Below are 22,451 nucleotides of genomic sequence, written 5' to 3'. Positions count from 1 at the left end.
ATGGGCACAGCCGTGCCCGGCCGGGCGCGCACCGATCGCACGACCCCGGCGGGGGTGGAACGGGTCAGTCCTTGGTCAGCCGGGTCTCGGTCTGCTCCGGGGCTTCCTCGACGGGAGCCTCGGTCACCGGGGTCTCGTCGGTGACCTGCTCCTCGGCACGCACCTCACGGATGGCCTGACGCAGCCAGGTGGTGACGACGTCCTCGGCGATCTCCAGGTCGACGGTGGAATCGTCGAGGTCGACGACGGTGCCGTACAGGCCCGAGGTGGTGACCACCTGGTCGCCGACCTTCAGCCCCTCCTGCATGCTCGAGACCTTCTCGGCCTCCCGCTTCTGTTTGCGGATACCGAAGAACATCGGCACGAGCAGGGCCAGGATCAGCAGCGGAAACAGGAAGTCCATCGTCGAAGTCAGTCCCTAGTCAGTGGGTGGACGTGCAAGTACGCCTGACAGTCTGCCAGTTCTCCGCCGCGCCGACACACCGGACACCCGCCACGCGGGCGAAACGACCCCGGTCCCGCGGGTGCGGGCCGGGGTCGGCGCGGTCACAGAGAGCTCAGGCGGTGTGCCCGTAGTGGTAGTCGTCGAGCGGGAAGGCGACCGCCTCGCGGTGCGCGCTGGCGGTGCTGGTCGGCCGCAGCAGCGCGGCCTCCCCGTGCTGGTTGAAGTAGTAGCTGCGCGCGGTGGAGCAGTCCCCGCCGTAGAACACCGAGGACCCCAGCTTCTCGGTGACCCGGTCGAGGAACTGCGCGTTGGCCTGCTCGGTGACCTCGAAGGTGTGCTCGCCGCGCCGGAACAGCTCGGCGAACAACCGGCCCATGTGCTTCATCTGGGCCTCGATGGTGGTGAAGTAGGACAGCCCGCTGTAGGAGTAGGGACTGTTGAGGCTCAGGAAGTTGGGGAACTTGGGCACGGTGATGCCCTCGTAGGCCTGGAAACGGTTGTCGCGCCAGAACTTCCCGAGATTCACCCCGTCGCGCCCGACGATCTCGATGGCCGGGAAGTTCACGTCCCAGAGGTTGAAGCCGGTGGCCAGCAGCAGGGTGTCGATCTGGGTTTTGTGCCCGTCGGCGGTGACGATGCCGTCGGGTTCGAGGTGGTCGATCGAGTTGGTCTCGAGGTGCACGTGCGGCTGGTTGAAGGTCTTGAAGTACTGGTTGGAGAAGGTGGGGCGCTTGCAGCCGAAGTCGTAGTGCGGGGTCAGCCGCGCCCGGGTGTCGGCGTCACGGACCTGCGCGAACAGGTGTGCCTTGGCCAGCAGCGCGGCGGCCTTGTTGAGCGGTTTGGCCTGCGCGTAGTGCAGCACGCCGAGCACCATGAGCGCCTCGAGCATGCCGGTGTTGACCAGCCGCGCCGCCTTCTGGGTGACGGGAACCTTGTCGAAGAGCTGCTGCACCGCGCCGGGGATCGGGGCGTCGATCTTGGGCACCACCCAGATCGGGGTGCGCTGGAACACCGTCAGCTCGGCGACCCGCTCGGCCACCTCGGGCACCAGCTGCACCGCGGTGGCGCCGGTACCGATGATCGCGGCCTTGCGGCCGGTCAGATCGTAGGTGTCGTCCCAGTCGGTGGTGTGGATGATCTTGCCCGCGAAGGACTCGATGCCGGGGAACGGCGGGGTGTAGGGCTGGGACAGGAACCCGGTCGCGGTGAGCAGATAGCGCGCGGTCAACGTCTCACCGCCGGCGACGCTCACCACCCACTGCTCGTTGTCCTCGTCCCAGCGCGCCCCGTCGACCACGGTGCCGAAGCGCATCCGCGCCCGCAGGCCGTACTTGTCGGCCACGTGCTCGGCGTATTTCTTCAGCTCGGCGCCCGGGGCGAAGAGCCTGCTCCAGAACGGGTTGGGCTCGAAGGAGTAGGAGTAGGTGACCGAGGCGATGTCGACCGCCAGGCCCGGGTACCGGTTCACATGCCAGGTACCGCCCAGGTCGTCCTCCCGTTCCAGGATGACGAAATCACGCAGACCGAGGCGGTCGAGTTCGATCGCGGCACCGATGCCGCCGAAACCCGCACCCACCACGACCGCGTCCAGTTGAGGTGCCACGTCGAACCTCCCGCGAGAACAAGTGTCTGTTACAAGATGACACACTATTGTACCGGTGTACAGTCACGCCCGGCGGCGGCTGTTCCGCGGCGAGGTCCGCACCGCTGTGGCGATGACGAAAACCCGTGGGATAGAAGGGCACTCCTGACACAATGACCGCTGTGACGCCCGACGATGTGAGCCGCACCCACTTCGCCATGCCGACCCTGGGTCATCGCGGCTACCATGCCGACGAGGTCGACGCGTTCCTGGAACTGGTCGCGGCCACCCTCGACGGTCAGGGCGCGCTCACCGCCGACGACATCCGCCACGTGCACTTCGGCGCCCCCCGTTTCGGCGGGCGCGGCTACCAGGCCGACCAGGTCGACGATTTCCTCGACCGGGTCAGGACCGAACTCGAATACCGCCAGAAGGGCGGCGCCCCCGTGCCCGCCGCCCGCGCCGGGGACACCGCCGCCGAGATGCTCACCCCCGACGACGTGCACCGGATGCGCTTCAGCCTGTCGGCGGTCGGCCGGCGCGGCTACCACGAGGAAGAGGTGGACGCCTTCCTCGACCTGGTCGCCGCCACCCTGGCCCACAACGGCCCCGGCAGCCTGACCGCCACCGATGTGCGCGGGGTGCGGTTCACCGACGCGCGCCTGGGCACCCGCGGCTACTCGCGCGAGGAGGTCGACGCCTTCGTCGACCTGGTCATCACCGCCCTCGAGCACCCCGAACGGCGGCTCTGACCCGGTTCTCGGCCGCCTCGATCTGGACTGACCAGAGGGTGCGACGAAGGAGTACCCGGCGGGAGGGAAGATCGAGGGAACAGGCCGAGAACCCGCGGCGCCAGCCGCCATGTCTCAGCCCTGGATGCTGGTGAGTTCGGCGGCGCGCAGGTCGTCGGGGAAGACGTAGCGGCGGAAGGCCCAGAAGCGGAACGCCATCGCCAGCAGCACGCCCAGGATCTGGCCGCTGATGAAGTTGGCGACCATCTGCACCGTCGGATCCACGTGCGGCACCCGCAGATTCAGCACGTAGAGCGAGAGCGCCTGCGGGATCATGGTGACCACGATGCCCAGCGCGCTGACGGTGAAGAACAGGGCGGCCTCGTGACTGCGCCCGCGCCCGCCACGGGTGCGGAAGGACCACTCGCGGTTGAGGATGTAGGAGGCGATGGTCGCGATCAGCGCGCCGAGCAGGCGCGCGGTCAGCGGCTTGTCGCCGAGCACCGTCAGCTTCACCGCGTAGACCACCCCGGTGTCGATGAACCAGGTGATCGCGCCGACGACCGCGAATTTCAGGAGTTCCCGGTGCTTCAACAGCAGGGAACGCAACGGCTCGGGGAGGCGTTGCACCACCGCATGGACTGCCACCACGCCGACAGTAGACGACCCGGCGGCACCGCGCCCGTCCGGTCCCGCGTGGTCAGTCCAGCAGCTCGCCGCTCGGTTGTGGTTCGCGCCCACGCACTTCGATGGCCCCGATGACCAGATCCGGCGGCGGGACCAGGCCCAGATGCTCCCAGGCGGCGGCCGTGGCGACCCGTCCGCGCGGGGTGCGGGCGACGAGTCCGGCGCGCACCAGGAACGGCTCGCACACCTCCTCGACCGTGGCGGCCTCCTCCCCCACCGCCACCGCCAGCGTCGACACCCCGACCGGTCCGCCGCCGAAGCCGCGCACCAGCGCGCCCAGCACGGCCCGGTCGAGCCGGTCCAGGCCGAGCGCGTCGACGTCGTAGACCTCTAGCGCGGCCCGCGCGATCTCGGTGGTGATCACGCCGTCGGCCCTGACCTCGGCGAAGTCGCGCACGCGGCGCAGCAGCCGGTTGGCGATGCGGGGTGTGCCGCGCGAACGCCCGGCCACCTCGGCGGCCGCGTCGTCGTCGATCCGCACGCCCAGGATGCGGGCCGAGCGCTGCAGGATGCGCAGCAGTTCGGCGGGTTCGTAGAAGTCCATGTGGCCGGTGAAGCCGAAACGGTCGCGCAGCGGGCCGGTGAGCGCGCCGGAGCGGGTGGTGGCGCCGACCAAGGTGAAGGGGGCGATGTCGAGCGGGATGGAGGTGGCGCCGGGGCCCTTGCCGACGACCACGTCGACGCGGAAGTCCTCCATCGCCAGATACAGCATCTCCTCGGCGGGCCGGGCCATGCGGTGGATCTCGTCGATGAACAGCACATCGCCTTCGACCAGGTTGGACAGCATGGCGGCCAGGTCGCCCGCGCGTTCCAGGGCGGGGCCCGACGTGATGCGCAGCGCGGTGCCGAGTTCACCGGCGATGATCATGGCCATGCTGGTCTTGCCGAGCCCGGGCGGGCCGGAGAGCAGCACGTGGTCGGGGGTGGCGCCGCGCTGACGGGCGCCGCGCAGCACCAGGGCCAGCTGTTCGCGCACGCGCGGCTGGCCGATGAAGTCGTCGAGGGAGGTGGGGCGCAGGCCGGTCTCGGTCTCGCCGTCGGAGTGCAGGAATCCCGCGGTGACGGCGGAGTCGTCCTCGAATTCGGGGTCCATGCGCTACCTGTTCTTGCCGAGCAGGCCGAGGGCGGCGCGCAGGGCGACCGAGGTGCTCGCGGCGGGCTGGTCGGCCAGCACGGTGTCGACGGCCTGTTCGGCCTGCTTGGCCGGGAAGCCGAGCCCGACGAGCGCTTCGGCCACCTGTTCGCGCACCGGGGTGATCGGGGCCTGGGCGCCGGGCGGGCCCGCGGGGACCGGGACCAGGTTCACCTTGTCGCGCAGTTCCACGACCATGCGTTCGGCGCCGCGCTTGCCGATGCCGGGCACCCGGGTCAGCGCGGAGACATTGCTCTCGGCCAGTGCCTTGCGCAGGGCTTCGGGTTCCAGCACGGCCAGCACCGCCATGGCCAGGCGCGGGCCGACGCCGGAGACCGTCTGCAGCAGGCCGAACAGGTCGCGGGCCTCGGTGTCGGCGAAACCGAACAGCGTCATCGAGTCCTCGCGCACGATCATCGCCGTGTACAGCCTGGCCTCGTCGCCACGAGTCAGTCCCGCGAGAGTCGCGGGGGTGACATTGAGCCGGTAGCCGACACCCGCGGCCTCGATCACCACGTGATCGAGCGCGATCTCGAGTACCTCGCCGCGTACCGACGCGATCACCCGCGCACCACCTTCCGTTGTTCGGCCAGCCGCTGTTCGTAGCGGCGCCGCACCTCGTCCGCCTTGGCCTGTGCCGCCGCCATCCGATCCAGCAGCGGCGCCCGCCAACAATGACAGATGGCCAGCGCGAGGGCGTCGGCGGCGTCGGCGGGTTTCGGGGCGACCTTCAGCCCGAGGATACGGGTCACCATCGCGGTGACCTGTGCCTTGTCGGCGGTGCCGTTGCCGGTGACCGCGGCCTTCACCTCGCTGGGGGTATGGAAGGCCACCCGGATTCCGCGTCGCGCGGCCGCCAGGGCGATCACCCCGCCCGCCTGCGCGGTTCCCATCGCGGTGCGGACGTTGTGCTGGGCGAAGACCCGTTCGATCGCGACCGCTTCGGGCCGGTGGGTGTCCATCCATTCCTCGGCGGCGTCGGCCACGGCCATCAGCCGATGGGCCAGTTCGGCGTCCACCGGCGTGCGCACCACCCCGACGTCCACGGCGACGATGCGCCGCCCGGGTCCGCTGTCCACCATGCTGAGCCCGCACCGGGTGAGCCCGGGATCGACGCCCATCACCCGCACCGGCAGCCCCTTCGAAGACACGAACAGTTGTTCGAAAGTCTAGAGCATCGCGCCGCCGAGAACCGCACCGCCACGCGGGATCCGGCGCATCGGATCAGCCCAGTGCCGCACGGAAGACCGCGAGCGCCCGGTCGTCGAACAGCACGAATCGCACCTGCTCCACCGTGGTCGCGACGGATCGCACGGTCTCCATGGCGATCCGCGCACCGTCGTCCATCGGCCAGCCGAAGATGCCGGTCGAGATGGCGGGAAACGCCAGCGTGCGCGCCCCGAGTTCGTCTGCCACGCGCAGGGATTCGCGGTAGCAGGAGGCCAGCAGTCCCGAGCGGTCGTCGGTGGCCGACCACACCGGGCCGACGGTGTGGATCACCCAGCGCGCGGGCAACCGCCCGGCGGTGGTGGCGACCGCCTGCCCGGTCGGCAGGCCCTTGCCGTAGTGCGCGGCGCGCAGGTCGCGGCACGCGGACAAGATCTCGGGCCCGCCCCGGCGATGGATCGCGCCGTCGACACCCCCACCCCCGAGCAGCGAGGAATTGGCGGCATTGACCACGGCGTCGACGTGCTGTTCGGTGATGTCGCCGCGGACCGCCTCGATTCTCGTCATCGGACCATTGTCCGGTTCGCGCGGCTCGGTCCGCCAGCGGTTATCGCGGCGTACCGTCGATGAGGTCGCTGCTTGTCGATCCCTCCGAGCCGAGGAGTACCGCGTATGGCCACACCCACCGGCGAGATCCTGCCGACCGAGCAGGGCCGGGATCTGGTGATCACCCGGGCGCTCGGGCTGCCGATCGAGGAGGTCTGGGCCCGGCTGACCGACCCGCATCTGACCGCGAGCTGGTACGGCACCTGGGAGGGCGAGGCGGGCACCGGCAACACCGTGCGCGTGCAGATGCGCTTCGAGGAGGGCGAGCCGTGGACGTCGATGCGCATCGACGACTGCACCGCGCCCATCCACCTGGCCCTGTCGGCCACCGATCAGATCGGCCTGTGGCGGCTCGAGGTCACCCTGCTCGATATCGGCGCGGCCACCGAACTACGCCTGGTGCACCATCTGACCTCGGAGTACCAGCTGGCCGAGATCCCGCAGATCGGGCCGGGCTGGGAGTACTACGCGGACATGTTCGTCGCCGCCTGCACCCACACCGAACGCCCGGACTTCGCCGACTACTACCCGGCCATGGCGGCGTACTACACCCAGCGCGCTTCCTGACCCGGAAAGCCCACCGCCCCAGCCGAATTCACGGCCGGGGCGGTGGACGGAGACTACCGGGTCACTCGTCGTCGAGCTGCGCGGCGACCTCGTCGGAGATGTCGACATTGGTGTAGACGTTCTGCACGTCGTCACTGTCCTCGAGCGCGTCGACCAGCTTGAACACCTTGCGCGCGCCCTCGGCGTCGACGGCGACCGACACCGACGCCTGGAAGCCGGATTCGGCCGAGTCGTAGTCGATGCCCGCGGACTGCAGCGCCGAGCGCACCGCGATCAGATCGCCCGGCTCGCTGATGATCTCGAAAGCCTCGCCCAGGTCGTTGACCTCTTCGGCGCCCGCGTCGAGCACGTGCTCGAGGATGTCGTCCTCGGACAGGCCGTTCTTCTCGAGGGTCACCACGCCCTTGCGGCCGAACAGGTAGGCCACCGAACCCGGGTCGGCCATGTTGCCGCCGTTGCGGGTCATCGCGACACGCACCTCACCGGCGGCGCGGTTACGGTTGTCGGTGAGGCACTCGATGAGCACCGCGACACCGTTGGGGCCGTAGCCCTCGTACATGATGGTCTGCCAGTCGGCGCCGCCGGCTTCCTCGCCGCCGCCGCGCTTGCGGGCGCGCTCGATGTTGTCGTTGGGGACCGACGACTTCTTCGCCTTCTGGATGGCGTCGTACAGCGTCGGGTTGCCCGCAGGGTCACTACCACCGGTGCGGGCCGCCACCTCGATGTTCTTGATCAGCTTGGCGAAGAGTTTGCCGCGCTTGGCGTCGATTCCCGCCTTCTTGTGCTTGGTGGTGGCCCATTTGGAGTGGCCGCTCATGCCCTACTTCCTTCAGGTCGGTTGCGCGTCTGCCCGGGCGGACAAGCTCGAACCAGCCTACTCGGGCCGCGGGCGGACAGTGGCCGCGGGCGTTACCGCGCCGAACGAACGAGGTCGACGAACAGTTCGTGCACCCGCAGATCGCCGGTGACCTCGGGGTGGAAGGAAGTCGCCACGACATTGCCCTGCCGCGCGGCCACGATGCGCCCCCGCGCCGGACCGTGCGGCACCGTGGCCAGCACCTCGACGCCGTCGCCCACCCGTTCGACCCACGGGGCGCGGATGAACACCGCCCGCACGGGGGTGTCCAGGCCGGTGAAGTCCAGGTCGGTCTCGAAGGAATCGACCTGGCGCCCGAAGGCGTTGCGGCGCACCGTCATATCGATCCCGGACAGGTGCTGGGCGTCGGCCCTGGTGTCGAGCACCTCCGAGGCCAGCAGGATCATGCCCGCGCAGGAACCGAAGGCCGGCAGCCCGTCGCGCAGCCGCGCGCGCAGCGGTTCGAGCAGGTCGAAGGCCACCAGCAGCTTGGAGATGGCGGTGGACTCGCCCCCGGGCAGCACCAGGCCGTCGATGGCGGCCAGCTCCGCCTCGCGGCGCACCAGTACCGCCTCGGCACCGCAGTGCTCCAGTGCGGCAACGTGTTCGCGCACGTCGCCCTGCAGGGCGAGGACACCGATGGTGGGCCGGTCGGCCGGGGTTGCGTTCACAGCCGCCGAGCTTACGAGCCGCGCCGATGTGCGCCCGCTCACGCCCTAGGTGTGGCGCGGGGTGCGGATCAGGCCCTCCTGGACCACCGCGGCGACCAGGTTGCCCTCGCGGTCCCAGATCTTGCCGCCGGTGAGCGCGCGACCGAAGCCCGCCGAGGGCGAGGACTGGTCGTAGAGCAGCCACTCGTCGGCGCGGAACGGGCGAAGGAACCACATGGCGTGATCGAGCGAGGCGTCCTGGGTGGGCACACCGGGGTGGGCCACCTTGGACGAGCCGAGCAGGGTCATGTCGCTCATGTAGGCCAGGGTGCAGACGTGGAACAGCGGGTCGTCGGGCAGCGGGTGCCGGTACCGGAACCACACCTGCTGCGGGGAGACCGCGCCGTCCCGGGCGACGACCTGGTCCTGCGGGACGGTGCGGATGTCCCAGTGCTCCCATTCGCGCATGGCCCACAGCCGCTCGGGACTCATGGTGACGCTGGCATCGGGCAGCCCCTCGGGCGCCTCCACCGCGGGCATCACGTCCTGGTGTTCGGGCCCGTCGTCGCCGCGGTGGAAGGAGGCCGACATCATGAAGATCGCCTGCCCGTCCTGCACGCCGGTGACCCGGCGGGTGCAGAAGGAGCGGCCGTCGCGGATGCGCTCTACCAGGTAGACCGTCGGCGCCTCCGGATTGCCCGGCCGCAGGAAGTAGCCGTGCAGCGAGTGCACCTGGTAGTCCGGGTCGACGGTGCGCACCGCCGAGACCAGTGCCCGGCCCGCGACCTGGCCGCCGAAGGTGCGCGTCAGCTGGGATTCGGTCGCCGCACCACGGAAGATGTCGCGTTCCAGCTGCTCGATCTCGAGCGCCTCTTCGATAGTCGCCATGCGCCCGAGATTATCCCGTCGCCGACCGTCCGGTCTGTCCGGCTCGGCGCAGTGGCACGGAATTTGCTGTGATAGTGCCGTGCCGTCGTTCACCCCGATCTCCCCCGCGGCCGTCGCCGAGCTCGTCGCCGACCGGCTGACCGCCCTGCCCGGCCGTCGCGTGGTCGCCGTCGACGGGGCCGATGCCGCCGCGCCGCAGGACCTGGCCCGGCGGATCGCCGCGACGCTCGGCGCTGCCGGCCGCTCGGCCGAGGTCGTCGCGCTGCACGATTTCGTCCGCCCGGCCTCGCTGCGCTGGGAGTACGGCCGCGACGACGAATGGTCCTATCGCACGGCCTGGTTCGACTACGACGCGCTGCGCCGCGAGGTCCTCGTCCCGCTGCGGGACACCGGCCGCTGGCTGCCCGCGCTCTGGGACGAAGGGCGCGATCGTTCCGCACGCGCCGCGGTGCGCACCGCGCCCGCCGATCTGGTGGTCGTGGCGGCCGGGCCGATGCTGCTCGGCCGCGACCTCGGCTTCGATCTCACCGTGCGCCTGGAACTGAGCGCACCGGCGGCCCGTCGGCGCACCCCGCCCGACCAGCAGTGGACGCTGCCCGCCCTGACCGCGCACGCCGAGGACCATCCCGAGACCGCGACGTGGACACTGCGCTGGGACCACCCGGACCGGCCCGCCCTGCGCGCGGGCTGAACGCGCCGGGCCCCGCACACGAGGGTCGCGTGCGGGGCCCGGCGGGCGGGAATCAGGCGCAGGCGGGAGACTGCTGACCGAAGTTCACCAGCATCTGGCACGCCCAGGCCTTCTGCACCTTCCACTTGCCCTCGTCGGCCACGAACGGCACGTCGACGACATTGGTCTGGCCGTTGACGGTGAAGTTCGCCTTGGCGTTCACGCTGTCACCGAAGGAGGTCACCTCGGTGACCTGCACCTGCACCCCGGCGTCCTGCGCGGCCTGGGCCAGGCGGTTCGGCAGCTCCGGGTCGGCGGCCACGCCCTGGACGAAGTCCAGCTTCTGCTCGTTCGGGATCGACGGGTCCAGCGCGGTGTTGAGCTGTTCGTTGAGCTGCTCCACGGTCGGCACCGCGGGAAGGTCCGCGCTGGGCGTGGCCGCGGCCGAGCTCGAGGTGCTCGTGCTGGGCTTGGCGGTGGTCGTGCCCTTGTCGTCACTGCACGCGCTCATGCCGAGCGCGGCGACTACGGCCAGGCCAGCGATCGCCACACGTCCGGTCCTACGAAGCTTCATCCACTCGTCCTTCTTCTCTGGGTCACTCGTTCTCGCCCTGCGGGCGAAGAGCACGGGCCGCACGCCCTCACGACGCGGGCCACGATGCCACGGCGCGCACGCTACCGAGTGATGTTGAGGAAACTCTGAGACACACACAATGCCGGCGTGCGCGGGGTGGGCGAGGATCAGGCCGGGGCAACCGATTCCAGCGCCGCGGCGATCACGCGCGGATCGACCCGGGTCGGCAGCTCGCTGTCGGCGGGGACCGGAATGCGTGCCAGTACTTCGGCAGCCTCCCGCAGTGTGCACGTCTCGGGCCCGAGCACCGCGCGCACCGTCATCAGCCGGGTCACCGTGGCTCGGGGGTAGCGGTCGAGAAGCGGTCCCAGCGCGGGCAATCCGCCGGTCCGGTAGGCGGTGCGCAGCTCTTCGAGCCCACAGGTCTCCGCGGGTGCCAACCGGTCGACGGCACCGGCCACGCCCTCGGGGCGCAGCGCCGCGAGCGCGGTGGCCAGCCGCCAGACATAGGAGTCGTGTTCGTCGGCGAGCAGCGGGTGGTCCTTGGCGAATTCGGGCCAGTCGGCCTCCTGCGCCCAGCGGACACCGTCGGCGAAGTCCGCCTCCCACGGCCCGTCGTCGGCCTCGGCGATCACCGCCTGGAACAGCGCCGCGGGCAGATCGGTGTGTTCGGCCAGCAGGACCGCGTCGTAGAGGTCCTTGCCTTCGGGATACATGTCGGTCGCCAGCCACAGCAGTTTCCAGGCCAGCGATAGCCGCGGACTCGCCGCGAGCAACACCGTGCCCGGCCCGGGCGATCCGATCCGGGCGATCTCGGTGCGGACCGGCGGCTCCGGCAGCTGTTCACCGAAGACGAAGTCCAGCTGCACACTGCCGCCGGGAACGCCCGGTTCGGTGCTCGACCAGGGCAGCACCAGGCGGCGGCCGGGCACCCGGTCGTAGGTCCAGATCTGGTCGGAGACCGCGCCGGCGGGATCGAGGCGCACCGCGCTGTCCGGTCGCGCCGCCCGCGCGGCCGCGGCGGTGGCGATCTCGTCGAATGCCGCGGCGGTGCGGGGGTCGGCCAGTGTCCAGTCCGGGTCCAGCACCACGAAATCCAGATCGCCGGGCTCCCTGGCGTTCTCGCCGAACCAGGCACGCAGCAGCACACTGCCGCGCACGAGCACCTGCTCGGCCCAGGGCGTGTCGGCCAGCCCGGCCAGGACGTGGTCCAGTGCGGCGCGCCGCGCCACCCGCCAGGTCCGGGCGACGGTGTCGTCGGCGAAAGACGGTTCGCTCAGCCGCATGCCGAACCAGCGATCCGCGTAGGCGGGGTCGAAAACGGGCCGCTGCACCACGTCGTCGGCGCCGACCGGCAGCAACGTGGCCGGGAACCTCGCCGGGTCGATCCGGTCCGCCGACGGTGGCTCGGTGGGCACGCGTTGCTGTTCGGAGCGCCACGGCCCGCTGGGCAGATGCCGCCAGGGGGTCACCGGCACGGTGGCGGGGTCGTCGGACAGCCACCCCGCGTCGACCGATTCGTCGCTGTCGTGGACGACGAATTCCTGTTCGGTGGACAGGATCTCGTACCCGCGCTCGCGCAGCACCGAGCGCAGCAGATTCAGCCGGTGGAGGGCACTGTGCTTGCCCGACAGCCTGCACCGCTGGGTGACGAACCGCTCGGTGCGGCCGTCCTCGCGCGTACGCCGGGCATTGGCCGACACGTGCGCGTGATGCCCGGCGCAGGCCCCGGCCAGCGCCGCGAGGTCCGCGTCGGCGGGCAGCACGACCTTGATGTGGTGTTCGTAGTAATACGTCGTGCCCAGTTCCCGTGCGGCGCGATCGGTGGCCGGAATACCGCTCGCCCGGTAGTCGGCTTCGATCTTCGTGCGGACCAGGGTCAGTCCCGCGGCACGCGTGTCCGCGGCCGCCGCCTGGGCGAGCGCGGTGACGCTCGCCAGGTCACCGGTGTGGCGCAGGGTCAGCATCGGCTGGTCGGCGACGCGTCCACGGGCCAGCACGATATGGGTGAACTTCATCTCCCGCCGCGCCGCGAAGCTCTCCACGGCGGCGAGTTCGGTCGCGCTCCCGGCACGGACGGTCAGATGGATCTCGAAGTTTCCGGCGAATTCGACCTCTGCACTCACCTGTCCATGATCACAGCACGCGCAACCGGATTCACCGGGCTATCCGGCCGCGCGGGTCTCCCGTAACCCGGCGACCGCCCCGACCAGCCGCGCGTGAGTGTCCGCGTCGGCGGCGGCGATCAACCCGTGCGGTGCACTGTGTAAGGGCTGCCCGGCCAGCCCGGTGACCACACAGCCCGCCGCCTGACACAGGGCGATGGCGGCGGTGAAGTGCACGCTGTCGCGCAGGTCGCCACCGGTGACGTAGGCGGCGCGGCGTCCCGCGGCGACCCAGGCCAATGCCAGCGAGGTCGACAGCACCCTGGCGTGGAACCGCCCGGCGAAACCGGTGGCGTCGAACAGGCGCGCCGGGGTCGACCAGGGGAACGGATTGTCCAGGTCGACATCGACGAGCCTGCTCTGCGCCGAGGGCGTCAACGGCTCGTCGCGGCCCTCGCGCCGCACGAACGCACCCTCGCCCGCGGTCCAGAACACCTCGGCGGCAAAGGGATCCGCGGTGGCCGCCGCGGTCACCACAGTGCCGGTGCGCAGCGCGACGTTCACCGCGGCGGCGGTGGTCTGGACCGCGAAATTGCGGGTGCCACACAGCGGATCGATGAACCACGCGCGCTCCCCCTCCGTGGAACCGGTGACCCCGGACTCCTCGGCGACGAACCGGTCCCCCGGTCGGGCGCCGCTCAGCAGGTCGAGAATGGCCCGCTCGGCGGCGAGGTCGGCGTGGGTGGCGAAGTCGTCGCCGTGTTTGGCGTGCCGGGTGACCGGCTCCCGGAACGCGTCCCGAATGGCTCCGGATGCGACTTGCGTTGCGCGAATGGCGATTTCGATATCCGAATGGTGCACCTCTTCCAGGCTACGGGCTCGGGCGCATCCGGACAGCGAAACTTTCAGTTCATGCTGCCCTCCATCGGGATGTAGATCTCGGCGGCCTCGGCGAACGCCGACCCGGTGAGCTCGGCCAGCGCCAGCGCCTCGTCGGTCTTGCGCAGCGCCAGGCGCACGAGTTCACGATCGTTCCACCGGTCCCCCACCGCCTCGAGCGGCTCGGCGTTGCGGGCCAGCCAGTCGCGCAGCGGCCGGATCTCGCCGGGCGCCGCGTAGCCGCCGATCGCGTAGTTGGTGGGGATGGTCCAGTTGGATTCCCAGGTCAGCGTGGGGAACTCGGCGGGCAGCACGCCCAGCAGCGGGTCGTTGCCACCCAGCGGCGCGTAGCCCTCGGTCGCGGCGTTCTCGGCCAGTTCGGTCGGCCAGACCCGGCCGCGCTGGATCCAGCCGGGCAACAGCGCGGCCAGGAACTCGACCAGGCTGAACTGGGCGTTGCCGGTGAGCGCGTCCGCGGCGTCGATGTCGTCGCCGTCGGCATTGCGGATGGTCGGCCGCCCCGCGCGCACCGCGACGGCGGCCTCGCGCAGCAGGTCGAGTTTCCAGCGGAAACCGATGGCGAGGTGTTCGTCGGCGGGCAGGGTGCCGCTCGCGTCGGGTTCGACCCGGCCGAGCAGGGCCCGGTCGAGCTGGGCGAGCTGGGTGCGCGCCAGCTCGTCGACCTCGCCGACCTCGGCGTTCGTGTAGCGCAGGACGGTTTCGGCGACGGTCTCCGGCGCGTCGGCGGTGACGAAGAACGGCCTGCCCCAGACGTAGAGGGAGGCGTCGAAATAGGTGCGGGCACAGGCTTTCAGGGTGCCGAGCCCCCACGCGTTCGCCCGGAAGCGCACCTTGGCCTGGCGGACCGCGTCGGCGACCAGGTCGTCGAGGTCGTCGTCGCTGCCGCGCCCGGCCAGGAACGGGGTGAGCCGGTCCTCCACGAGCCGCAGGTCGATCGGATGAAAGCTGATGTCGTAACCCATATTTCACGACTCTAGGGTCACGCACCGACAACCCGCGGCTAGAGCGCCAGGTACGCCGCCAGCCCCAGACCCGCGATGCCGATGCCGACCCGCAGCACGCCCGGCGGGATCACCTTCACCACCGGCGGCCCGCACCAGCCGCCGACGAAGGCGCCCGCGCCCAGCGCCAGCGCCGCACCCCAGTGCACCGGCCCGAAGGCCGCGAAGCCGACGGCAGCGACGAGATTGGCGATGCCGAGCAGGAAGCTCTTGAGCACCGAGGCGCTCCACACCGATTCCGAGGTGCACAGCAGCATCATCGACAGGTAGATCACCCCGGCACCCGCGCCGAAATAGCCGCCGTAGACCGAGATCAGCAGAATGCCCAGCGGCACGATCCAGGGCCTGCTGAGCTCGCCGACGTGCCGCCGGACCAGTGGCTGCACCAGCAGGGCGAGCGAGGCGATGGCCACCAGGAAGGGCACGACCACCTCGAAGGTTCCCTCCGGCGCCACCAGCAGTGCCAGCGCGCCGAGCAGCCCGCCGATGGCCGAGAGCACCGCCCACCGCACCAGCGTCGTCCCGCGCCCGGTGAGCTCGCGCCCGGAGTTCGCGGTCGCCCCGACCCCGACGGCGACCAGCGCGACGGTATTGGTGACATTGGCCGCGACCGGCGGCAATCCCACGGCCAGCAGGGCCGGGTAGGAGACGATGGAGGCCATCCCGGTGACGAACCCGATCAAACCGGTGAACAACCCCGCGACGACCAGCAGGAAGAAGTCGAGCAGGGTCACGGACCGACTGTACGGTACGCCCAGGTGGCAGCTCCTCGCCGGTTCGCTCAGGCCCGCACGGGGGTGTTGTGGAAGCTGGTGAACAGCCAGCGGCCCGCCTCGCACACCGCCACGCGCGTCTGGATGGACCGGTCGGGTCCGGCCGGTGCGTCCGGGGGCGCGGGGCGCGGGGTCATCGTGATCAGGACGGCGGTCTCCGGGGTGGGGAAGCGCAGGGTGCGCAGCAGCGGGTCGGCCAGGCGGGTGCCGTGCATGAACCCGTCGAAGCCGCGCTGCATCTCGACCGCCAATTCCGCACGGCCCCGGATGAATTCGCCGATGACGGAGACGAAATCGCAGTCCCCGGTGAAGGTCGCGGCGAAGGCGGCGCCGCCCCCGGCGGCCCAGGCGTCCATCTGCCGCCGCAGCAGGGCGAGTACCGCCTGCTCGGCGGTCGCGGTGTGGTCGGTCGTGCTGTCTGTCGTCATGCTGGTCACGCTGTCAGGGGCGGGGTCATGGGTTCAATGACCTCGCGGGTCATGGTGGCGGTGTTGTCGCCTGTCTAGCCTGGCACGGTGAACAGTCCGGTCCGGAACAGTCCCGTGGGTGCGCTGCTGCGCGAATGGCGGCAGCGGCGGCGGTTGAGCCAGCTCGAGCTCGCGCTGGCCGCCGAGAGCTCGACGCGGCACCTGTCGTACGTGGAGACCGGCCGGGCCCAACCGAGCCGGGCCATGGTGCTGAAGCTGTGCCGGACCCTGGATGTGCCGCTGCGCGAACGCAATACGCTGCTGCTCGCCGGCGGTTTCGCTCCCGAGTATCGCGAGACCGGGCTCGACGGCACCGATTCCGACGGCACCCGCACCGCTCTCGACACGGTGCTCGCCGCGCACGAACCGTATCCGGCCGTCGCCGTGGACCGGCACTGGAACGTGGTCACCACCAACCGGGCGATGGGCCTGTTCGGTGACGCGCCACCCGCCACCCCAGACGGCAGACCCGCCAACGTGTACCGCCTCGCCCTCACCCCGGACCCGCCGGACGCCCCGGTCCGCATGGTCAACTTCGCCGAGGTCCGCACGTACCTGCTCGAACGGCTGCTGCGCCAGGTCCGCGCCACCGGCGACCCCGTCCTGCGCGGCCTCTACGACGAGGTCAGCGCTTACCCTGTCCCCCCGGACGACTCCCCCGACCCGGCCCCGATCCCGGTCGGGCCCTTCGCGGTCCCCCTGCGCATCCGCACTCCCGCCGGGGAACTGCGCCTGTTCAGCACCATGGTCACTTTCGGCGCCCCCGCCGATGTCACCCTCGCCGAAATTGCCGTCGAACTGTTCTACCCCCTCGACGACACCACCGCGGCCACTCTGCGCGCCCTCTACGACGCCGTACCTCCCAGTACCTGAACTCTGTTGCGCACCAGGGTCATCGCGTGACCTCCCACGCTGTCGGTGGCACGTGTCACGATGACGTGGTGCAGACAACGCTGTTCGAACCCGGCGAACCCCGAGAGCCCGGTGTGCGAGATCGCCTCGATTCCAACACCGTCGCCCGGCTCGACGGCGTCACCGGTTTCGCCGACCTGCGCGAGGCACTGACGACCCTGCGCGCCGCCTACCCCGACGCCCGGCTGCTGTGCACCTACGACGACCCGGACCAGTGCGCCTACACGAGCATGCACGCCACGCTCCGGCTCGAGGAAGACGCGGAACCGGCCGAGGACTACGACTTCGAGGACCCGGTGGCGGTGCACCGCGCGGAGAACGCGACACTCGCCCACATCGCCGCGCTCCTGGACGACCCCGGCCGCCGCGTCGACTGGCCCTCGCTGGCGGGCAGTCGTGCGGCCACCGACGCCGACCTCGACGATCTCGTGCGGCTCAACAGCGCCCCCGACCGGGCCCTCGACGCCACCGTCCTGGTGCAGCGCGTCCCCGTGGAGCGCGACGACCTCGCCATCGCGGGCATCCCGAACGGCTACTTCGCCGACGACTGGAACATCTTCACCAACCACGCCGTCATCCGGCGGATGGCCGGGCACGGCTACCGCCACCTCGCGATCGGCGCCGCGCTGCTGGCCTTCGACCGGCCCACCGCGCCCTCCGCCGAGGAAGCCGCCGCCGTGGTCTCCGACCTCATCCACCTCTACGGCAGGCCCGACGCCATCGCCTGGCACGAACTCGCCGTCCTGCTGCCCGACCGCGACCTGCTGGTGCTCGGCTATGCCGAGGACTTCGGCGACGCGCTCGACCTCGAACGCCCGTGAGACGACTCCGGCGGACGCCGCGATGCGACGTCCGCCGGAGCGGATACCTCAGTGCCCGAAGGGAATCGGGCGCGTGATCACCAGCCGCGCTCGGCCAGGCGGTGCGGCTGCGGGATCTCCTCGACATTAATGCCGACCATGGCCTCACCCAGGCCGCGCGAGACCTTGGCCAGCACGTCCGGGTCGTCGTAGAAGGTGGTGGCCTTGACGATGGCCGCGGCACGCTGCTCGGGATTGCCGGACTTGAAGATGCCGGAGCCGACGAACACGCCCTCGGCGCCGAGCTGCATCATCATGGCGGCGTCGGCGGGGGTCGCGATGCCACCGGCGGTGAACATGACCACGGGCAGCTTGCCGGTCTGGGCGACCTCGCGGACCAGCTCGTAGGGGGCCTGCAGTTCCTTGGCGGCCACGAACAGCTCGTCCTCCGACAGCGAGGTCAGGCGGCGGATCTCGGCGCGGATGGTGCGCATGTGGGTGGTCGCGTTGGACACGTCACCGGTGCCCGCCTCGCCCTTGGAACGGATCATGGCCGCGCCCTCGGTGATGCGGCGCAGGGCCTCACCCAGGTTGGTGGCGCCACAGACGAAGGGGACGGTGAAGTTCCACTTGTCGATGTGGTTGGCGTAGTCGGCCGGGGTCAGCACCTCGGACTCGTCGATGTAGTCCACGCCGAGGCTCTGCAGGATCTGTGCCTCGACGAAGTGGCCGATGCGGGCCTTGGCCATCACGGGGATCGACACCGCGGAGATGATGCCGTCGATCATGTCCGGGTCGCTCATCCGCGAGACGCCGCCCTGGGCGCGGATGTCGGCGGGCACCCGCTCGAGCGCCATCACGGCCACCGCGCCGGCGTCCTCGGCGATCTTGGCCTGCTCGGGGGTGACCACGTCCATGATCACGCCGCCCTTGAGCATCTCGGCCATGCCGCGCTTCACGCGGGCGGTGCCGACGGTGGTGGTGGTCTCAGGCGTAGTCACGGCTGTCTCCTGTGTCATGGGCGCCAATCAGGTCGCTCGGTGGTGGACACCGTCGATTCTAGAGCCGCCCGAATTCGGTCTTCATAGCCAGTTGAGGTCCACTGGCCTTGCCACGACCAGCGGCGATGCGCCGACCGGGCCCGGCTGGCCTGCTCGAGTGGCCTGCGTCTCAGCGGATGGAGCGGACGACGTGTTCGGTGTCGTCGGCGGCAGCCGCGACGGCCTCGGCGAGCAGGTCGTCGAGGTGGTAGGGGTACACCGCCTCGCCCTGCTCTTCCAGCGCGCGGATGTCGGCGGGGCCGCACCAGCGGTGATCGGTGATGGTGCGGCGCTCCAGCGCGTTCAGCGCGGCGGGCCGCCATTCGAAGCGCTGGGCGCGCAGGGTGAAGAACAGTTCCTCCGAGCGCACGAGTTCGCCGTTGAACGGGAACACCGCGACGCGGCGCCACAGCGGTCCGCGCAGGGTGGCCGGGTCGACCCGCTGGCCGGTCTCCTCGTGGATCTCGCGGACCGCGGCGTCGCGCAGGGTCTCCCCCGGCTCCACACCGCCGCCGACGGTGAACCAGAAGGCCACCTCGGGCACCAACGGATCGTGCCCGCGCAGCAGCAGCACCCGGTCCTGCTCGTCGAGCAGCACGACGCGGGCGGTGGTGCGGGTGGTGTGCACCTCCAGGCCGGTCGCGGCGGCCGGGGTCGCGCGTTCGGTGATCTCGAAGTAGTGCGGCAGCGGCGCGGTACCGCCGAGGTGCAGGATGCGCACCGGACGGCGGGTACGCAACGCGAGGGTGTCGCGCACGGCGTCGTTGTGGAAGCGGCGGGCGATGAGGACCCTGGCCTCGGCGTCGGCGAGCTCGGCGACCAGCTGGGGGCGCAACTGTTCGATGTCGACCAGCGACAGCGCCGCGGAGAGCTGGTTCTCGATGGTCTCCCGGTCGGCCCGGTCGGCGCGTTCGGCCCGGTCGGCGAGGCTCGCCAGCTGGGTGGCGCGATCCGCGCGCAACGGATCGGTGCTGACCGGTCCGGCCACCGCCATGGCCACCGCGCGCGCCACCACCGCGCGCCGGGCCAGCGCCGCGTCGAGGGCCTGCCAGGACTGATCCGAGCGCACGTGCAGCCGGTCGAGCCGGTTGGCGGTCGAATAGGCCCAGACACCGAGCGCGAGGACCAGCAGGGCCACCAGCCCCAGGATCAGGACGGTGGTGGCGGAGAAGGTGATCATCCGGCCACCCGCACGGTGGCGTCACCGACGGTGACGGTCTCGTACACGCGCAGGATCTGCTCGGCGACCACCGGCCAGTCGTAGCCGGCGACCACCTGGGTGGCGGTGCGCACGAGCCGGTCCCGCGTCTGCTCGTCGGTGAGGACGGTGTCGATGGCGGTGGCCAGCGCCGCCGAATCGCCCACCGGGGTGAGCAGCCCGGCCGTGCCGTCGCGCAGCACCCGCCGGAACGCGTCCAGTTCGCTGGCCACCACCGGGGTGCTCGCGGCCATCGCCTCGATCAATATGATGCCGAAACTCTCCCCGCCCAGGTTCGGCGCCACGTAGACGTCCGCGCTGCGCATGGCCGCGGCCTTCTCCGCGTCGGTGACCTGCCCCAGGAAGCGCAGGTGCCCGGCGAGTTCGCCCGCCTCGCGGCGCAGCCGGTCCTCGTCGCCACGCCCGACGATGAGGATCTGCACGTCCGGATGCCGCCGGACCAGCGCGGGCAGCGCGCCCAGCAGCACGTCCATGCCCTTGCGCGGTTCGTCGTAGCGGCCCAGGAACAGCACCGTCTTGCCCGCGCGCGGATAGCCGTCGAGCAGCGGGCCGCGCGCGAACGCCGACACGTCGACCCCGTTGGGGATCTCCACCGCGTCGGAGCCCAGCGCCTCGACCTGCCAGCGCCGGGCCAGCTCGGAGACCGCGATCCGTCCGCTGATCTTCTCGTGGTACGGCCGCAGCACCCCCTGGAAAGTGCTCAGTACCAGCGATTTCGTGGTGGAGGTGTGGAAGGTCGCGACGATCGGGCCCTCGGCGATCTTGAGCGCCAGCATCGACAGGCTCGGCGCGTTGGGCTCGTGGATGTGCAGCACGTCGAAGTCGTTGCTGTCGATCCAGCGCCGGATGCGGGTGTAGGCCATCGGCCCGAACGACAACCGCGCCACCGAGCCGTTGTACGGGATCGCCACCGCGCGGCCCGCCGACACCACGAAATCGGGCAGCGGGGTGTCGTCGGAGGCGGGCGCGAGCACGCTCACCTTGTGTCCGCGTTCGAGGAACACCCGCGCGAGCTCGACCACATGGGCCTGCACGCCGCCGGGAACGTCGAACGAGTACGGGCAGACCATGCCGATCTTCACCGGACACCACCGGTGCGGCCCGCAGCGATCCGGGCCAGCCGCTCCGGCGAGAGATCGGCTTCCCACAGTGGCTGCAACATGTGCCAGTCGGCCGGATGCTCGGCGATGTTCGCGGCGAACGCGTCGGCCAGCGATTGCGTCGTCGCCGCCACGCCACCGGAGACATCCAGTGGCACACTGGTTTTCAGGCCCCAGCCCTCGGTGCCGTCGGCCTCGGTGGTGAACCACGCGTGCACCGGTTGCAGCGACGCGCCGGTCTCGATGGCCAGTCTCGCCGCGCCTGCGGGCAGCCAGGTGCGCTCACCGAAGAAGTCGACCGGCACCCCCTTGCCGGTCAGATCGCGTTCGCCCATCAGGCACACGATCCCGTTGCGGCGCAACCGTTGCGCGAGCTGCTCGAACGGCGGCTGCTCCCCACCGGTCAGCGGGAAGACCTCGAAACCCAGGCTCTCCCGGTAGGCGACGAACCGCTCGAACAGCGATTCGGGCTTCAGTCGTTCGGCCACCGTGGTGAAGGTGGAGTAGTGCTGCACCAGCCACACCCCGGCCATGTCCCAGTTGCCCGAGTGCGGCAGCACCAGGATCACGCCGCGGCCGTCGTCGAGCGCCGCGTCGAGGTGCTCGAGCCCGTCGACGTGATAGTCGACGGTGGTGTGGTCCATGCTGGGCAGCCGGAACGCCTCGCGCCAGTACCGGGCGTAGGAGCGCATGCTGGCGCGGATCAGGTCGTCGGGTACCTCCTCGGGCGTCACCCCGAGCACGCGCGCGAGATTGCGGCGCAGCTGGACCGGCCCGCCGTCCTTGGCCGCCCGGTCCGCACCCAGGTCGAACACCTTGCGCACCAGGGGTTCCGGGGCCGAGCGCACCAGCCGCCAGCCCGCGGCGTAGCCCCAGTCGCTCACTCGCTCGTTCAGCGTCACTGCGTCGCTCCCCCGGTCGCGTCCTGCTGCGGAGCCGGCGGGATGACCACGCGCGCGCCGGGCGAATTGCGCACCGCGAGCACCCGCTGGAACACCGTGACGATGCTCAGCACCGCCAGCACCCACATGGCCACGTACACCGCGTACGTCAGCCACTCGATGCCCCAGTATCCGCCGATGCCGGTGAACCCGGCGCCGACCAGCACGATGACCAGCCGATCGGGCCGCTCGATGAGCCCGCCGTCGGCCGAGAGCCCGCTGGCCTCGGCACGGGCCTTGGCGTAGGAGATGACCTGCGAGGTGACCAGCACGATCAGCGTCGCCACGAACAACTGCTTGCTCTGCTCGTGATAGACCGCCCACCAGGCCAGCCCGGCGAAGATCGCGCCGTCGGCCACCCGGTCACAGGTGGCGTCGAGCACCGCGCCGTACTTCGTTCCGCCGCCGCGGGCACGGGCCATCGCGCCGTCGAGCATGTCGAACATGACGAACAGCCAGATGACCATCGTCCCCCAGAACAGGTGTCCCGAGGGGAACAGCGTCACCGCGGCCGCGATCGTCGCGGTGGTGCCGATCAGTGTCATCGCGTCCGGGGTCAGCCCCGTACGGACGAGCGCTTTGCCCAGCGGCGCAGTCGCTTTCGCAAACGTCTGGCGGCCGAAGAAGCTGAGCACGGT

26 protein-coding genes are annotated in these 22,451 nt (G+C 70.8%); 5 read left to right on the top strand and 21 right to left on the bottom strand.

Annotated elements, in window-relative coordinates:
• Positions 1-64 precede the first annotated feature (64 nt).
• Positions 65-403, bottom strand: coding sequence for a preprotein translocase subunit YajC (yajC, locus tag ACWEMY_RS00970; protein WP_452388324.1), 339 nt, complete (start codon positions 401-403; stop codon positions 65-67).
• Positions 404-557: 154 nt separating this feature from the next.
• A complete protein-coding gene (locus ACWEMY_RS00965) occupies positions 558-2,048 on the bottom strand; it encodes a flavin-containing monooxygenase (RefSeq protein WP_452388323.1) in 1,491 nt (496 codons plus the stop codon).
• Between the two features lie 152 nt (positions 2,049-2,200).
• Between ACWEMY_RS00965 and ACWEMY_RS00960 the strand changes: the two genes are divergently transcribed.
• Positions 2,201-2,779, top strand: coding sequence for a DivIVA domain-containing protein (locus ACWEMY_RS00960; protein ID WP_452388322.1), 579 nt, complete (start codon positions 2,201-2,203; stop codon positions 2,777-2,779).
• A 114-nt stretch (positions 2,780-2,893) separates the two neighbouring features.
• On the opposite strand, the gene ACWEMY_RS00955 is transcribed toward ACWEMY_RS00960, so the two are convergent.
• The 5 genes from ACWEMY_RS00955 to ACWEMY_RS00935 all read right to left on the bottom strand — a co-directional run bounded on the left by ACWEMY_RS00955 (position 2,894) and on the right by ACWEMY_RS00935 (position 6,311).
• A complete protein-coding gene (locus ACWEMY_RS00955; protein ID WP_375928877.1) occupies positions 2,894-3,406 on the bottom strand; it encodes a GtrA family protein in 513 nt (170 codons plus the stop codon).
• 52 nt (positions 3,407-3,458) lie between these two features.
• On the bottom strand, positions 3,459-4,538 hold the full coding sequence (gene ruvB, locus ACWEMY_RS00950) for a Holliday junction branch migration DNA helicase RuvB (protein WP_452388321.1): 1,080 nt from the start codon (positions 4,536-4,538) through the stop codon (positions 3,459-3,461).
• A gap of 3 nt (positions 4,539-4,541) precedes the next feature.
• Positions 4,542-5,141, bottom strand: a complete 600-nt coding sequence (gene ruvA / locus ACWEMY_RS00945) for a Holliday junction branch migration protein RuvA (protein WP_375928881.1) — start codon at positions 5,139-5,141, stop codon at positions 4,542-4,544.
• On the bottom strand, positions 5,138-5,707 hold the full coding sequence (gene ruvC, locus ACWEMY_RS00940; RefSeq protein ID WP_278264167.1) for a crossover junction endodeoxyribonuclease RuvC: 570 nt from the start codon (positions 5,705-5,707) through the stop codon (positions 5,138-5,140). Before ruvC ends, ruvA begins: the two co-directional genes overlap by 4 nt.
• A 94-nt stretch (positions 5,708-5,801) precedes the next feature.
• Complete coding sequence (locus tag ACWEMY_RS00935) at positions 5,802-6,311, bottom strand: O-acetyl-ADP-ribose deacetylase (RefSeq protein WP_452388320.1); 510 nt, start codon at positions 6,309-6,311, stop codon at positions 5,802-5,804.
• 105 nt (positions 6,312-6,416) lie between these two features.
• On the opposite strand from ACWEMY_RS00935, the gene ACWEMY_RS00930 reads away from it, so the two are divergent.
• Positions 6,417-6,917: an SRPBCC domain-containing protein gene (locus ACWEMY_RS00930; RefSeq protein ID WP_452388319.1), complete on the top strand. Its 501-nt coding sequence runs from the start codon at positions 6,417-6,419 to the stop codon at positions 6,915-6,917.
• Between the two features lie 61 nt (positions 6,918-6,978).
• On the opposite strand, the gene ACWEMY_RS00925 is transcribed toward ACWEMY_RS00930, so the two are convergent.
• The 3 genes from ACWEMY_RS00925 to ACWEMY_RS00915 form a co-directional block, all read right to left on the bottom strand.
• Positions 6,979-7,734 carry a YebC/PmpR family DNA-binding transcriptional regulator gene (locus ACWEMY_RS00925; protein ID WP_452388318.1) on the bottom strand — a complete coding sequence of 252 codons (756 nt, stop codon included), beginning with the start codon at positions 7,732-7,734 and terminating at the stop codon, positions 6,979-6,981.
• A gap of 92 nt (positions 7,735-7,826) precedes the next feature.
• The gene (gene pdxT / locus ACWEMY_RS00920) at positions 7,827-8,444 is read right to left on the bottom strand and encodes a pyridoxal 5'-phosphate synthase glutaminase subunit PdxT (protein ID WP_452388317.1); all 618 of its coding nucleotides are present in this window, start codon (positions 8,442-8,444) and stop codon (positions 7,827-7,829) included.
• A 45-nt stretch (positions 8,445-8,489) separates the two neighbouring features.
• The gene (locus tag ACWEMY_RS00915; RefSeq protein ID WP_452388316.1) at positions 8,490-9,311 is read right to left on the bottom strand and encodes an acyl-CoA thioesterase; all 822 of its coding nucleotides are present in this window, start codon (positions 9,309-9,311) and stop codon (positions 8,490-8,492) included.
• A gap of 79 nt (positions 9,312-9,390) precedes the next feature.
• Here ACWEMY_RS00915 and ACWEMY_RS00910 point away from each other — a divergent pair, with 79 nt between their 5' ends.
• On the top strand, positions 9,391-10,002 hold the full coding sequence (locus tag ACWEMY_RS00910) for a hypothetical protein (RefSeq protein WP_452388315.1): 612 nt from the start codon (positions 9,391-9,393) through the stop codon (positions 10,000-10,002).
• 52 nt (positions 10,003-10,054) lie between these two features.
• Here ACWEMY_RS00910 and ACWEMY_RS00905 read toward each other — a convergent pair whose 3' ends face one another.
• The 6 genes from ACWEMY_RS00905 to ACWEMY_RS00880 form a co-directional block, all read right to left on the bottom strand.
• Positions 10,055-10,555 carry a hypothetical protein gene (locus tag ACWEMY_RS00905; RefSeq protein ID WP_375928894.1) on the bottom strand — a complete coding sequence of 167 codons (501 nt, stop codon included), beginning with the start codon at positions 10,553-10,555 and terminating at the stop codon, positions 10,055-10,057.
• Between the two features lie 167 nt (positions 10,556-10,722).
• Positions 10,723-12,681, bottom strand: a complete 1,959-nt coding sequence (locus ACWEMY_RS00900) for a nucleotidyl transferase AbiEii/AbiGii toxin family protein (RefSeq protein ID WP_452388314.1) — start codon at positions 12,679-12,681, stop codon at positions 10,723-10,725.
• Between the two features lie 39 nt (positions 12,682-12,720).
• Positions 12,721-13,521, bottom strand: a complete 801-nt coding sequence (locus ACWEMY_RS00895) for an inositol monophosphatase family protein (RefSeq protein WP_452388313.1) — start codon at positions 13,519-13,521, stop codon at positions 12,721-12,723.
• 44 nt (positions 13,522-13,565) lie between these two features.
• Positions 13,566-14,522 carry a hypothetical protein gene (locus tag ACWEMY_RS00890; RefSeq protein ID WP_452388312.1) on the bottom strand — a complete coding sequence of 319 codons (957 nt, stop codon included), beginning with the start codon at positions 14,520-14,522 and terminating at the stop codon, positions 13,566-13,568.
• A 38-nt stretch (positions 14,523-14,560) separates the two neighbouring features.
• The gene (locus ACWEMY_RS00885; protein WP_452388311.1) at positions 14,561-15,295 is read right to left on the bottom strand and encodes a sulfite exporter TauE/SafE family protein; all 735 of its coding nucleotides are present in this window, start codon (positions 15,293-15,295) and stop codon (positions 14,561-14,563) included.
• 47 nt (positions 15,296-15,342) lie between these two features.
• Positions 15,343-15,762, bottom strand: a complete 420-nt coding sequence (locus tag ACWEMY_RS00880; RefSeq protein ID WP_452388310.1) for an SgcJ/EcaC family oxidoreductase — start codon at positions 15,760-15,762, stop codon at positions 15,343-15,345.
• A gap of 87 nt (positions 15,763-15,849) precedes the next feature.
• Between ACWEMY_RS00880 and ACWEMY_RS00875 the strand changes: the two genes are divergently transcribed.
• Both ACWEMY_RS00875 and ACWEMY_RS00870 read left to right on the top strand, forming a co-directional pair.
• A complete protein-coding gene (locus ACWEMY_RS00875) occupies positions 15,850-16,674 on the top strand; it encodes an MmyB family transcriptional regulator (protein ID WP_452388309.1) in 825 nt (274 codons plus the stop codon).
• Positions 16,675-16,742: 68 nt separating this feature from the next.
• Positions 16,743-17,534 (top strand): hypothetical protein, encoded by a 792-nt coding sequence (locus ACWEMY_RS00870; RefSeq protein ID WP_452388308.1) that lies wholly within the window; start codon positions 16,743-16,745, stop codon positions 17,532-17,534.
• 77 nt (positions 17,535-17,611) lie between these two features.
• On the opposite strand, the gene pdxS is transcribed toward ACWEMY_RS00870, so the two are convergent.
• The 5 genes from pdxS to pgsA all read right to left on the bottom strand — a co-directional run bounded on the left by pdxS (position 17,612) and on the right by pgsA (position 22,448).
• Positions 17,612-18,532, bottom strand: coding sequence for a pyridoxal 5'-phosphate synthase lyase subunit PdxS (gene pdxS, locus ACWEMY_RS00865; protein WP_186817437.1), 921 nt, complete (start codon positions 18,530-18,532; stop codon positions 17,612-17,614).
• Positions 18,533-18,683: 151 nt separating this feature from the next.
• Positions 18,684-19,730 (bottom strand): NUDIX hydrolase, encoded by a 1,047-nt coding sequence (locus ACWEMY_RS00860; RefSeq protein ID WP_452388357.1) that lies wholly within the window; start codon positions 19,728-19,730, stop codon positions 18,684-18,686.
• Positions 19,730-20,854, bottom strand: coding sequence for a glycosyltransferase family 4 protein (locus ACWEMY_RS00855; RefSeq protein ID WP_452388307.1), 1,125 nt, complete (start codon positions 20,852-20,854; stop codon positions 19,730-19,732). The genes ACWEMY_RS00860 and ACWEMY_RS00855 overlap by 1 nt, the downstream gene beginning before the upstream one ends.
• Positions 20,851-21,774, bottom strand: coding sequence for a phosphatidylinositol mannoside acyltransferase (locus tag ACWEMY_RS00850; protein WP_452388306.1), 924 nt, complete (start codon positions 21,772-21,774; stop codon positions 20,851-20,853). The genes ACWEMY_RS00855 and ACWEMY_RS00850 overlap by 4 nt, the downstream gene beginning before the upstream one ends.
• Positions 21,771-22,448, bottom strand: a complete 678-nt coding sequence (gene pgsA / locus ACWEMY_RS00845) for a phosphatidylinositol phosphate synthase (RefSeq protein WP_452388356.1) — start codon at positions 22,446-22,448, stop codon at positions 21,771-21,773. Before pgsA ends, ACWEMY_RS00850 begins: the two co-directional genes overlap by 4 nt.
• Positions 22,449-22,451: the final 3 nt, after the last annotated feature.

The sequence above is a fragment of the Nocardia sp. NPDC004415 genome, from assembly GCF_053602435.1.
This window is presented reverse-complemented; position numbering and strand designations above follow the sequence as displayed.